Below are 12,781 nucleotides of genomic sequence, written 5' to 3' on the forward strand. Positions count from 1 at the left end.
GGAGAGAGGAGGCCAACGGCGAAGTGCAGGGCTGGACACTTTTCGGTCATTTCCGGACAGGTCAAAAAGTAGCGTATGATGGACCCATGAACCGTGACCGCTTTATCCAGCTTGATCCGGGCACTGGCCGTTCGCCGGTGCCGGTGAACTACGTCCGCAATCTGGTCGAATTGATCAGCGATGTGGGCGTGGATACCCGGCGTTTGCTGCGCCAGGTGGGGCTAACGGAAGAAGAAGTCTATAACCCGGAGCCGGCGTTGCGTTTCGAGCAGTTCCGCCGGGTGATGGTTGGGGCCCGGGATATGACCGGTAATCCGGCGCTGGGCCTGGCCCTGGGGCAGCAATTGACGCTGACCGCCCACGGCCTGCTGGGGTATGCGGCGATCAGCAGTGCTGACCTCGGCGATGCGCTGCGTTTGCTGGAGCGTTATTTCCGCACCCGTACGCGGCTGTGCGTACCGCGTATTGAGCCGTCCACGGAAGGGGTGCGTTTCTGCTTGCTGGAAAGTGTGCCGCTGGGTGATATTCGCGAAACCTACCTGGAAGTGGTGGTGGCCGCAGTGGTGGGTGGTATTCGCTACCTGCTGGGTGAACGTTTCCGTGGTGCCGTACTGGAGTTACCCTACGCGCCGCCGGCGCACGCGGAACGCTACCGCGAGCTGCTGCAAATGCCGGTTGAGTTTGGGGCGGAGGTGGCCGCCTTGCGATTGCCGCATTCCTTGCTCAGCGAACCCTTCACCTTGTCCGACCCGGCATCCCGGCATATGGCTGCGCAGAAATGCGAAGAAGAGCTGCAGCGTCTGGAAGCGGATCAGGACTGGGCCAGCCGGGTCCGTGCGCGCCTGATGCAGGCGGAAGGCATGCTGCCCAGCCTGGAGCAGCTGGCCGGAAACTTTCATGTGACCTCGCGGACCTTGCGTCGTTATCTCAATGCGTTGGGCGTGAGTTATCGCTCCTTGCTGGAAGAGGTGCGGATGACTAAGGCCATGGCGTATCTTCAGGCCAATATCACTGTGCAGCAGGTGGCGATCAAGCTGGGCTACGCGGATCCCAGCAATTTCGCCCGCGCCTTCCGCAAATGGACCGGGCACCCCCCCAGTCATTTCCAGCCTTAATAACACAAGCGGCAAGCTGCACGCTTCAAGCTGCAACACGCAGCGGGCCGTGGGGTTTCCTTGGCCCCGCGCCCGCGCACCCGCCATGTGGTTCGCTGGCACCGCGTTGCAAATGATGAGGTCATACCCCGTGTTGTCGCTCTCCCACATCTGGCAATCGCCTCCCCATAACGCTAGTGTTCCTCGTCTGTTTCAGCAAAAACAACACCCCCTATGAGTAACCACGAACCCGTCCTGCTGGTGTCCCGGCATAATCACCCTCGTGGCAGTTGCCAGCGTGGGCGTATGCAGCGCCAGCGTTTGATCCACCGTGCCTCTTATGTGGTGGTGCAGGATCTGGCCGGGCGCGTGTGTGTGCAGAAACGGGCAGCGGACAAGCATTTCTACCCCGGTGGCTGGGATCTGGCGGCGGGCGGCGTGATGCACCCGGATGAAAGTGTGGCTCAGGGGCTGTCGCGGGAGTTGTATGAAGAGCTGGGGCTGCAGCGCCAGTTCTCCCGCTGGCAGTGGTTCTGGTTTGCCAACCCCCATCACCGTGTCTGGGGCGCCCTGTCATCGACGGTGGGCTGCCCGGATTCTGTTTCCCTCAGCGATGAAGTGGTGGCCGTGCAATGGCTGCCTGTCCGGCAGGCATTGGCGCTACCCGGTGCCACCCCGGATACGTGTCACGCCCTGTCCTTGCTGTTGTCATCGTCTTTCTGAGCGTTTTCGTCCTTGTGGCTGTGGGGCGGGATGGTTAGTTTCTCTTCCTCATGCAAAAAAGGATGAGGAAGTTATGTCCCAGCGATTCAGTGTGGCCGGTAAGCGAATTCTGATTACCGGTGCGTCCAGTGGTTTTGGTGCACATTTTGCGATAGCGCTCGCTGAAGAAGGGGCGGACCTGGTGCTGGCCGCCCGTCGTGTGGAAAAGCTGGAGGACACCGCAAAGGCTGTACGCGACCTGGGCCGTGAAGCCACGGTGGTGCCCATGGATGTGAGCGATCACGCCAGCGTCGAGGCCGCCTTTGCCGACATGCCAGCACTGGATGTGGTGGTGAATAATGCCGGTGTCTCCCATGAAGGGCCCACCGAAAATATTACTGAAGACGAGTGGGATCGGGTGGTCGATACCAACCTGAAAGGGGTCTGGGCGGTATCCAAGTTTGCCATCCAGCAGTGGAAGCGTGATGAGCGCCCCGGCAGCCTGGTGAACATTGCTTCCATACTTGGCCTGCGAGTGGGAGGGCGAGTGGCGCCTTACACTGCTTCCAAGGCCGCGGTCGTGCAGCTGACCAAATCCCTGGCGTTGGATTGCGCCCGTTACGGCATTCGTTGCAATGCCATTTGTCCGGGCTATGTGGAAACCGACATCAACCGGGATTTTTTCAACAGCCCGCTGGCCGAGAAAATGCTCAAGCGCATTCCCTATCGTCGGCTGGGCAACATCGACGAACTGGTTGGGCCGCTGTTGCTACTGGCTTCTGACGCCTCCTCCTACATGAGCGGAGCCATCATCGCCGTGGATGGCGGTCACCTCTGCAATACACTTTAAACAGCATCTCACTGAATTCACCGAGGACAGATCATGGATTTCTCCCTGAGCCCGGAAATTGAAAACCTGCGCCAGAAAGTGGCGGCGTTTGTTGAAGCGGAAATCATGCCGCTGGAAAGCGACAAGGCGAACTACGATGAGCATGAAAACTTCAAGGAAAGCGTGGTTGATACGCTGAGAGAAAAAGCCAAAATCGCAGGGCTGTGGGGCTTTCAGTTGCCAAAAGAGCGGGGCGGCCTGGACGTGGGCGTGGCCGGCATGGCGGTATTGTATGAAGAGGCGGCACGTAGCCCGTTCGGACCGGTGGTGTTCAATTGTGCGCCGCCGGATGACGGCACCATGATCCTGCTTAACAAGATTCTCAACGACGAGCAGAAAGCGCGCTGGCTGCAACCCATGATCGACGGCAAGGTGCGTTCGGCCTTTGCCATGACCGAGCCCGATGGCGGGTGCGGCTCCGACCCGTCCCTGACCTACACCTCGGCTACACGTGAAGGTGATAACTGGATTATCAAGGGCCGCAAGTGGTTTATTACCGGTGCCGAAGGCGCGCAGACGTTTATCCTGATCGCCAAGACCAGCGATGATCCGCGCAAGGGTCTGACCGCGTTTTTGTTTGATGCCGACCAGCCAGGCTGGGAAGTGGTGCGCCGCATTCCGATCATGGGCCCGGAAGAACATGGCGGTCACTGTGAACTCAAGTTCGATGGCCTGGTGATTCCTGACGAGAATCGTCTGCTGGAAGTGGGCGACGGTCTCAAGGTGACGCAGATTCGTCTCGGTACCGCGCGCCTGACGCACTGCATGCGCTGGCTGGGTCTGGCCAAGCGTTGCATGGAAGAGGCGGCAAGTTATGTGGAAAACCGCATGAGCTTCGGTACCACACTGGCCGAGCACGAAGGCGTGCAGTGGATGCTGGGCGATGTTGCCAAAGAGATCGAAGTGGGGCGTCTGTTAACCATGCAGGCGGCCTGGATGCTGGATCAGGGCGATTTTGCCAAGAAAGAAATTTCCATGGCAAAAATCCATGTGGCCGACACGCTGCACAAAGCGGCAGATACTGCGATTCAATTGTGTGGTGCTCGCGGTTACTCCAAGGACACCCTGCTGGAGTGGATCTACCGCTACGCCCGTCAGGCCCGTCTGGTGGACGGTGCCAGCGAAGTGCACAAGATGGTGCTGTCCCGTTTCTACCTGAAAGAGAAGCGCGACTTCTTCAAGTGGGGAGTGTGAGGCTGCTTCGCAGCGGCAACACGCTTCACGCACCACGGATCATGCAAAACTAAAAAAGCCCTGCATTTGCGGGGCTTTTTTTGTGCCAGAAGGGTGGGTATCGCACCATGGGTATAAAGCGATTTTTGTAGGAGTCCCGCTTGAGGGACGAACCGTGCGAAGCACGGAATCGGCGGAGGGCGATCAGAGGTATATGGGGTCGTTAGGTATGTACTGAAAACACCCTTCGTTCGCCTCCCTGTACCCGTTTCACGTCTCAAGCGACGCTTCTGCAGGGAGGCAAATTTTTTCAGGGTGGCGTTACCCGTTGGTCGCCCGACGCAATGTTCGCGCCGGGGTTTCTCCGAAGTGGGCCCGGTAAGCGCGGGAAAAATTACTCACGTGACCATAGCCCACCTTGTCGGCTACCACCTTCACCGGGTGCGCGCCGGTTTCCAGTAGTTTTTGTGCCAGCGCCATACGCTCATTGCGAATGAACTCTGCGAAAGTCTTATCGTTTTTTCGTTTGAACAGCTGGTCCGCCCGACTTTCGGTCAAACCAACATGGTCGGCCAGGGTGGGAATGGACAACGGGGAATCCAGATTGCTGCGCACTTGATCGATTAGCTCTTGGTAGGCCTGCTCTTCCCACAGGGGCAAGGCATCGTCGGTGGATGATGCATCTTCCAGCCCTTCAATCAGTTCAGACAAAAACAGGTTGGCAATGGCTTCCAGTTTCAGCTCCCGGCAGGCGCCATTGGCGTGCTGGGAAAACAGCCCGGAAGCCAGTTGTCGTAACCGGGCGCTGGGCGTTTGTGTGCGGACATGGACGTTGTCGCCGTAGGGTAGGTCAAATTCTTGAATAGCGGTTGGCAGGGTGCCGCCGAAACGCTCGCGCAGCATTTTCAATGTTGAGGCGGCGCCGACATGGCGAACCAGTTGCCCTTTGAATAACTGGAAGCGGGAGCCGTGCTGGTCAATGCGCATCAGAACAGCATTGTTGGGATCAAACGTGTAGCGGTCACCGTTGGGGGCAAGCAGTTCGGATTGTCCTTGAATATGCAGGGAGCTACCGATCCAGGGCTCGTTAAAGGCGCCCTGCATTTCCAGAAAGCAGTCGTCCAGCGCTTCATATTCCAGCCGGTACAGCACGATGCCGGAAGCAAACTCCAGGCGCTCCATGCGCCCACGTACTCCGGGAATATCGAAGGTTTCTCCGCCGGCCATGTAAAGGGTGTGGGTGCTGCCGTGCGATGAGATGGTGTCAGTAATCGCCATGATCCTGTGCCATGCATTGTTATTGTCAGTCCGGCTGTGGGTTGCGGTTTGCAGGAAGCCGGACGGGAAAATGATAAAACACCGGAAAGTGATAAAAGTGAGACGTGGTTCTTGCCTTGCCCCGCTTCTACCCTACAGGGCTATTGGTGGAAAATCATGTACCGGGGGCTTCATGTCACAGTTTTCTCAGCGCCATATTGGGGGGCGTTGTCTTGTCCGCGCTGGATTCTACCCTGTTTCCAGCGCGGTTTTTTCTTTGCTGTTGTTGTTTCCTCTGATTGCCTGGTCTGCATCTGACGGCGCCGATGGCACCGGCCATGACGGGGTGACCGGCGGGCATGGCGAGGATGGCCAGGACGGTGTGCATATTGGCGGCAAGGGCGGGGATGGGGCGAGCCTGGTGTACACGGGCAGTGCGCCCGTTGCCGTGTCAACCACACCCTATATTGATGCGGATACCACGGATCTCACGACGCTGGCGGGGATCAATAATGGTGACCAGTTCACTGTCACCGTGGATGGGACGGCCCACAGGATCACCATCTACACCGGTAACACCCTGGAGGATGTAGCGGCAGAGATCGATCAGGTCCTTTCCCCCTACGAGATGAGAGCAGAGATTGATGCTGAGCCCTCCGGGGACAATGGGCGGCTGGAGATTCATGGTGCCCGGAACTTTCTGGACCTGCGGATCTTGAATGTCACGGGCACGCCTTTTTCGTCCACGGGCCTTACTTTCCCCACTCTGCCCGGAACACTGGGGATTGCTGCCCGCCCCTTCAGTCATGGCGGTAACGGCGGTGATGGGGGCGATGGGACGGAGCTGGGTGACGGTAACTTTTACTTCGCGCTTGATTCAGCCGGTGGCGCAGGAGGCGCCGGGGGGCACTCGGATTACTTTTATGGCAACGGCGGCCACGGGGGCAATGGCGGCGTCGGCATGACGGCCACCTCCGATGATGACGACTATACCTTTTTCAGCGGGTCTGAAGCGGTCGGTGGCGCTGGCGGTAAAGGCGGCGACGGCGGTGCGGGCGGTATTGGTGGCGACGGTGGCGACGGCGGGGTGGGTTTTCTGGCCCTGCAGGATGGGCGCCTGGATATTAAGGCGGGTGCCCTGTTGGCCGGCGGTGATGGCGGCCAGGGCGGCGCCGGTGGCACGGCCGGGGCCGATGGCATCGGCGGCTACGGTATCAGCGGTTCCAACCTTGAGGTGAACCTGGCCGGCACGGTGAATGCCGGGGCTAACCAGGCCACGGCGATTCACTTTGCAAGTGGTGACAATCGCCTGACCCTGGAAAGCGGCTACAGCCTGGGCGGCAATGTGCTGGCCAATGGCAGCAATGACGTAGTGGCGCTGGGTGGCGATGTGGATGGCACCTTTGATACCAATGGGGTGGGAAGCACCTTTCAGGGTTTTGAAGGTTTTGAAAAAACCGGTGCCAGCACCTGGACGTTGACGGGCACCAGGCCTCAGGACTGGTGGGTACGAGAGGGTACGCTGCAGGGGAGCGCCGATAACCTGGGTGGCAATATTCTTAACGACGGACATGTTTTGATTGACGATGGGTTTGCTAATGAATACGAAGGGCAAATCACCGGTAGCGGCAGTGTTACCTGGAATGTGAATGACATCCATAAGAGCAATGCACAGACTTACACCGGCCTGACGCATATCATGTCAGGTTACATAACAGTTAACTCTGCTGTTCCCTTTGTTGGGGATATTTTGCTGGAGGCTGGCACACAGATTACGGCCAACAGTGTAACAGGATCCGCTCAGTATGATGGGGTGATATCGGGTGAGGGGCGTTTTTTAAAAAACGGTGGGAATGTTACCTGGACGGGAGATCACACCGGTTTTACAGGGGTGACGGGTCTTTATAATAGCGCGCACCTTACCCTTGGCACGGGCGGCAGCACAGGCTCCATCGTGGGGGATGTGCTGTTTGGTGGCACTCCCGGCACCCTGGAAATCAATCGTGGCAATGACTATTTTTACGACGGCATAATCTTTGGCACCGGCAACCTGATCAAGAACGGTGCCGGCAATTATAGTCTCTCTGCCGATCATTCCATGACGGGCAACGCCACGGTGAATGCCGGAGGCATGTTCGTGAACGGCGCCATGAATGGGGTGGCCTTTACCGTGAACGATGGCGGCCTGCTGGGCGGCAGTGGTTCGCTGGGCAATATTACGGTGCAATCGGGTGGCACCCTGGCGCCGGGCGATGGCTTGGGCACGCTCTCCATCAACGGCAACCTGACCCTGGCCCAAGGCAGCCTGCTGGATTTTGAGTTTGGCGCACCGGGGAGCGATTTCTCTACCCCGGGGCAAAGCGACAGCGTGACCGTCAACGGCGATCTGGCCATCAATGGCGCCACGCTTGCCCTGAACGACACCGGCAGTTTCGGCCCGGGGCTGTATCGCCTGTTCGATTACACAGGCACCTTCTCCGAAAGCAACGGCGGCCTGCAACTGGCCAACCCGGATCCGTCGCTCAGCCTGCAATACCTGTCCGGCAACCAGCAGATCAACCTGCTCAATACTGGCGGCCTGACGCTGAACTTCTGGAACGCCAATGGCCTGGCCAGCGGTACCACCCAGGGCGGCGGGGATGGCACCTGGACGGCCACCAATGCCGTCTGGACCGATGCCACCGGCGCGGCCACAGGCCCCATGATCCCCCGTCCGGGCTTTGCCATCTTCGCGGGGGATGCCGGCACCGTAACGATATCTGATGCGGATGGCGCGGTGGAAGCCGACGGCCTGCAGTTTGCCAGTGATGGCTACAACGTGATAGGTGATGGCCTCACGCTGACCGGTGCGGACGGTGAGATCCGTGTTGGCGATGGCAGTGCGGCCAGTAGTGGCTATGAGGCCGCCATCTACAGTGTGATCAGTGGCAGCAACGGCTTGATGAAAACCGGAGAAGGCACGCTGGTACTGGGGGGCAGCAACGACTACGTCGGAGACACCGTTATCGCTGCAGGCACCTTGCGTAGCGTGAAGTATGACGCGCTGGGGGATGCCAGTAACCGCCTTGTCCTGGATGGCGGTGCGTTCCATGTAGAGGGGCCAGCAATGATAGACCTCTTCAATCGTTATCAACTGGCACTGGGCAGCCAGGGCGGCACCCTCTTGATGTATGACTCTGCGACTATCCGCAGCGACCTGAGCGGTACCGGTGCGCTAATCGTGAAGGGCCACGGGGCCTTGGATCTGGAAGGCAACAATGACTTCTCCGGCGGCCTAATGATTGCCGGCGGCATTGTGCAGGGTGAGGTCAGCGCATTGGGCTCCGGTTTCATCGAGAATAACGCTGATCTTGTGCTGCTGGATGCCGGGCAAGCCGAGCTGGGCAATGACCTGTTCGGCTCCGGCTCGATCAGTGTGAGCGGCGGGGGCGAGGTTCGCCTGACTGGCAACAATGCCCTTTTTGACGGCGATTTCGGCCTGTTTAACGGTACCTTGATCGGTGACACGGATTCCTTTGGCAGCGCTGCCATCTGGAGCCGGACTCTTCTGGTGCTGGATCAAACCGCAGATGGGGTGTTCGACAACGTACTAACAGGCAGCGGTGATCTGCAAAAAACCGGCAGTGGTGAAGTTTCTCTGGCCCAGGATGCCACCGCCTTCACGGGCAACACCGTGATTCAGCAGGGGCGGCTCAATGCCAACAGCAACTGGAGCAACAGTGCCTTCACTGTAGAAAACAACGCCGTGCTCGGCGGTACCGGTCAGGTGGGTGATACCACCATCGAGTCCGGCGGTACGCTGGCCGCGGGCAACTCCATTGGCACCTTGAATGTCAACGGCGACCTGACCTTCAACAGCGGCAGCCAGCTGGCACTGGAAGTGGATCCGGTCAGCACCAGCAGCGACCGAATCGAGGTCAGCGGGCAGGCGAATCTGGCAGGGTCTGTGTTGCATGTGGGCAACGACGGTACCTATCTGCCCTTTAGTACCTATACCTTTCTCAATGCGGCCGGGGGAATCAATGGCCAGTTTGATGACGTGAGCTCCAGTTATGCGTTTCTGAACCCGGTGTTGAGTTATGGCAGTAATAGCGCGTCGCTGGAATTGCTGCGCAATGACCAGTCGTTTGCCAGTGCTGCCCTTACTGACAATCAGCGAGCGGTGGCCAACAACGTGGATGGCATGGCCATGACGCACAGTCTCTATCGGCAGGTGTTGCAGATGAGCAGGGCGCAGGCCGCTGATGCTTTCCAGGCGTTTAGTGGTGACAGCTTGCTGGCCGGTTTGACGGCCGGGCAGCAGCTGCAGCAGCGCTTCGCCATCGGCATGCGCCAGCGTGGCCGCAACGTGGGCGGGCAGTCCGGTGGTGGCATGGATGCCCGTTTGTCGCAGCAGTTGCAGGCGCTGGCGGCGCCGTCCGACCCTTATGCGCAGGCCGCCGCAGCCGGCCTGGTGGCTCCGGCCGCGGGCGACGGTGCGGTGGGCAAACGCAACGGTGTCTGGGTGCAGGCCCAGTCCTCCCGCTTTGAAGAAGATAGCCAGGGAGATATCGGCAATGCAGCCTATGCTTTCCGGGGAGACCAGCTAGCACTGGGTGTCGATCATCAGTGGGATCACTGGCTGCTAGGTGTTGCAGCGGGCAGTGCGGATGGCACGTTGGATTACGACAATCGTCAGGCCGATGGTGATGTGTCCTCGTGGTTTGCTGGCCTGTATGGCCGCTGGAGCAGTGCGGGGGCCTGGTTCCTGCGCGGCGATCTGAGTTATGGCAGCAGCGATGTGTCCCAGCAGCGCATTGTCATGGGGGCACCGGCGGAATCGGACAGCAGCGTGGATGCCCTGCGGGTGGCGCTGGAATCCGGTTGGGACCTGGCCTGGGGGGAAAATGGTTTGCATCCCTACGCGATGGTTTCCATGACCCGTATCGAGCGGGACGGCTTTCGCGAAACCGGCGGCGGCATCGCCGGCCTGACTGTGGACGACAGTGAGCTAAACAGTGGCGAAGCCTGGCTGGGGGCGGACCTGTCCCGCGCCTTTGTGGTGGGGGGCGACTGGCTGGTGGCAGAAGGCGGGTTGGCGGTGGTGCAACCCTTTGGCGATACCCAGACAGAACAGACCGCTCGCTTTGCCGGTGCTCAACAGGGCTTCACGGTGTACGGCGCGGACCAGGACGACACCCAACTGGCCGCCAATGCCGGCGCTGAATGGTTCATGACCGACGACTTTTCTCTATGGCTGGGATACCGCGGGCGCTTTGGTGGGGATACCGAAAGCCACGGTGGGCTGCTCAGTGCCAACCTGACCTGGTAAGGAATTAACCATGAAAAAATGCAATACGTTGGCCGTAGTGGCTAGCTGTGTCGGTCTCTTTCTGGGCGGCTGCGCGGGCAAGGCGCCTGATGATGCCTGGCCGGGATATCGCACCGACGGTAAGGGGGCGTTGTTAAAAACCACCGACGGCAATTGCTGGCGGACGGCGGACTGGACCGAAGACAAGGCGGTGCCGGAATGCGATGTGGCGCTCATCGGAGAGCCGGTGGTGGTAGTGAAGAGTGAGGCATCAACAAAAAAAGTGGCGCCAGACACGGTGGCACCGGAACGGTTACGGGTGACCTTTGCGTTTGACTCCGCCGTCCTGACTGACGAAAGCCGGATCGCGCTGAAAGCTTGGTATCAGAATGTGGCAAGCCTTGAGGGACCGGTGGTGGCAGTGAATGGCTACAGTGATCCTTTGGGCGGTGCCGCCTATAACCAGCATCTGGCCGACCAGCGGGCACAGGCGGTAGCCACCTGGTGGAAAGAACAGGGCGGCAGCATTGCCACGCTACAGGTGGAAGGGCACGGCGAAGACACGGCGGTTTCCGGATCGCGCTGTCAGTCGGTATCGGCTGATGAATTGAAAGCCTGCTACCGGCAGGATAGACGTGTCGAGTTGCAGGTTCAGTAACGTCGCGGGTTGTGCCTTCTTTCATGTCGCAAAAGAAAGGGGGGGCAGGTTGTCGCAAGGTATGCCCCTTGGCCTTGCAAGCAGGCTTCAGGTAAAGGGCAGTGTCAGCCCTGCTGCACATTTTGTCTGTAGCTTAGCGCCTCGCGAAGGTGGTCCCGCTCCACCTCTGGACTGTTATCCAGATCGGCAATGGTGCGGGCGACCCGCGCGCTACGATGCAGGGAACGGGCCGATAAACCCAGCCGGTTCATGACCCCCGCCAGCCAGTCCCGGTGCCGGCGCAGCATCGGTTCCAGTTTGTCGCTGCCCAGTTCCCGGTTCAGTCGCTGTTGCCGGTGCCATTGTTGTTTCCATGCATGGCGCACCCGTTGGGCTACGGCTTCGCTGGTTTCCCCTTCCTTGTCACCCAGCAGCTCCCTTGCCTCAACGGCGGGCACATCCAGATGCAGGTCAATGCGGTCCAGTAATGGGCCGGACAGCTTGCCCTGATAGCGTTTGGCTTTTTCGCATCGATAACCGCAGCTCTTTTCCGGATCCCCCAGATACCCACAGGGGCAGGGGTTCATGGCGGCCACCAACTGAAAGCGGGCGGGAAAGGTGAGTTGCTGGGCGGCGCGGGCAATGCTGACTTCACCGGTTTCCAGTGGCTCACGCATGACTTCCAGCACTTTGCGGTCGAACTCCGGGAGTTCATCGAGAAACAGGATGCCGTGATGGGCCAGGGAAATTTCCCCAGGCCGCGGGTAACTGCCGCCGCCGACCAAGGCTGTTGCCGAGGAGGTATGGTGCGGTGCCCGGTAAGGGCGTTGATAGAACAATTGGCTGTTGCGCGGCTGTTTGAGTGAATGAATGGCTGCAACTTCCAGAGCCTGGGCCGTGCGCATGGGCGGCATCAGCCCGGGCAGGCGCGAGGCCAGCATGCTCTTCCCGGCACCGGGAGGCCCGCATAAAAGCAGGGAGTGTCCGCCCGCTGCGGCAATTTCCAGCACTCGTTTGGCGGTTTGCTGACCTCGAATTTCCGACAGGCAGCCGCCCTGGTGGCGCAGGTTGGCGGGCGGCTGACACTGATGGGGTTCCAGGCGCTGCTGGCCTGTGAGATGGGCCGCGACCCGGGCTAGCTGGTCGGCGGCGAGGGTCGAAGTGCCGGGGAGGCTGGCTTCTTCGGCGTTATCAATGGCAACCACGAGAGTGCGATCTTCAGCCAGACAGGCAAGGGAGGAAGGCAGCATGCCGGAAACGGGATTGAGCTGGCCGTTCAGCGACAGTTCGCCAACAAACTCGTAGTTATCGGTGGTGATGTTACCCAGTTGGCCACTGGCTATCAGGATGCCCAGTGCAATAGCCAGATCAAAACGCCCGCCATCCTTGGGCAAATCCGCCGGGGCCAGGCTCACGGTGATGCGCCTCTGGGGAAAATCGAAACCGCTGTTAACCAGCGCGGAGCGGACCCGATCGCGGCTTTCGCGAACCGCGGTATCACCCAATCCAACGATAGTGAATGCGGGCAGGCCCGGCGCCAGATGGGTTTCTACTCGTACGGTGCGGGCTTCAATGCCTACCGGTGCCCGGCTGTATAGCAGCGCATGCGTCACGTTTCCTCACAAATTCAATGGGTTGTGAGGCAGTGTACGGTGGGAGGGCCTACGTATCTGTGCGAGGTTGGTGGCGGCAGACGTAGGAAATCGGACTGTCTGTAGGGGGCGTTACGACGATCAGGC

General features: G+C 59.8%; 8 protein-coding genes. 6 read left to right on the top strand and 2 right to left on the bottom strand.

All coding sequences use genetic code 11. The annotated features are described in order from the left end of the window. Positions 1-86 precede the first annotated feature (86 nt). The 4 genes from CL546_RS12250 (at position 87) to CL546_RS12265 (ending at position 3,879) form a co-directional block, all read left to right on the top strand. Entirely contained in the window at positions 87-1,115 is a 1,029-nt protein-coding gene (locus CL546_RS12250; protein ID WP_290495361.1) for an AraC family transcriptional regulator, read from the top strand. A gap of 213 nt (positions 1,116-1,328) precedes the next feature. Continuing rightward, positions 1,329-1,817: an NUDIX hydrolase gene (locus tag CL546_RS12255; RefSeq protein WP_290495362.1), complete on the top strand. Its 489-nt coding sequence runs from the start codon at positions 1,329-1,331 to the stop codon at positions 1,815-1,817. 73 nt (positions 1,818-1,890) lie between these two features. After that, positions 1,891-2,646 carry an SDR family NAD(P)-dependent oxidoreductase gene (locus tag CL546_RS12260; RefSeq protein ID WP_290495364.1) on the top strand — a complete coding sequence of 252 codons (756 nt, stop codon included), beginning with the start codon at positions 1,891-1,893 and terminating at the stop codon, positions 2,644-2,646. A gap of 33 nt (positions 2,647-2,679) precedes the next feature. Further along, on the top strand, positions 2,680-3,879 hold the full coding sequence (locus CL546_RS12265) for an acyl-CoA dehydrogenase family protein (RefSeq protein ID WP_290495366.1): 1,200 nt from the start codon (positions 2,680-2,682) through the stop codon (positions 3,877-3,879). Between the two features lie 300 nt (positions 3,880-4,179). Here CL546_RS12265 and CL546_RS12270 read toward each other — a convergent pair whose 3' ends face one another. After that, positions 4,180-5,136 (bottom strand): helix-turn-helix transcriptional regulator, encoded by a 957-nt coding sequence (locus CL546_RS12270; protein ID WP_290495368.1) that lies wholly within the window; start codon positions 5,134-5,136, stop codon positions 4,180-4,182. A gap of 172 nt (positions 5,137-5,308) precedes the next feature. Between CL546_RS12270 and CL546_RS12275 the strand changes: the two genes are divergently transcribed. Next, positions 5,309-10,426: an autotransporter domain-containing protein gene (locus CL546_RS12275; protein ID WP_290495370.1), complete on the top strand. Its 5,118-nt coding sequence runs from the start codon at positions 5,309-5,311 to the stop codon at positions 10,424-10,426. A 10-nt stretch (positions 10,427-10,436) separates the two neighbouring features. Next, complete coding sequence (locus CL546_RS12280) at positions 10,437-11,063, top strand: OmpA family protein (RefSeq protein WP_290495372.1); 627 nt, start codon at positions 10,437-10,439, stop codon at positions 11,061-11,063. 104 nt (positions 11,064-11,167) lie between these two features. Here CL546_RS12280 and CL546_RS12285 read toward each other — a convergent pair whose 3' ends face one another. Continuing rightward, on the bottom strand, positions 11,168-12,655 hold the full coding sequence (locus CL546_RS12285; protein WP_290495374.1) for a YifB family Mg chelatase-like AAA ATPase: 1,488 nt from the start codon (positions 12,653-12,655) through the stop codon (positions 11,168-11,170). Positions 12,656-12,781: the final 126 nt, after the last annotated feature.

This window comes from Alcanivorax sp. (assembly GCF_002726155.1).
Taxonomy (GTDB): domain Bacteria; phylum Pseudomonadota; class Gammaproteobacteria; order Pseudomonadales; family Alcanivoracaceae; genus Alcanivorax.

What these genes read in the sequence shown, in the direction of transcription:
- CL546_RS12280 (WP_290495372.1), top strand. Translation starts at nt 10,437, where the DNA reads ATGAAAAAATGCAATACGTTGGCCGTAGTGGCTAGCTGTGTCGGTCTC.
- CL546_RS12250 (WP_290495361.1), top strand. Translation starts at nt 87, where the DNA reads ATGAACCGTGACCGCTTTATCCAGCTTGATCCGGGCACTGGCCGTTCG.
- CL546_RS12270 (WP_290495368.1), bottom strand. Translation starts at nt 5,136, where the DNA reads ATGGCGATTACTGACACCATCTCATCGCACGGCAGCACCCACACCCTT.
- CL546_RS12260 (WP_290495364.1), top strand. Translation starts at nt 1,891, where the DNA reads ATGTCCCAGCGATTCAGTGTGGCCGGTAAGCGAATTCTGATTACCGGT.
- CL546_RS12265 (WP_290495366.1), top strand. Translation starts at nt 2,680, where the DNA reads ATGGATTTCTCCCTGAGCCCGGAAATTGAAAACCTGCGCCAGAAAGTG.
- CL546_RS12255 (WP_290495362.1), top strand. Translation starts at nt 1,329, where the DNA reads ATGAGTAACCACGAACCCGTCCTGCTGGTGTCCCGGCATAATCACCCT.
- CL546_RS12275 (WP_290495370.1), top strand. Translation starts at nt 5,309, where the DNA reads ATGTCACAGTTTTCTCAGCGCCATATTGGGGGGCGTTGTCTTGTCCGC.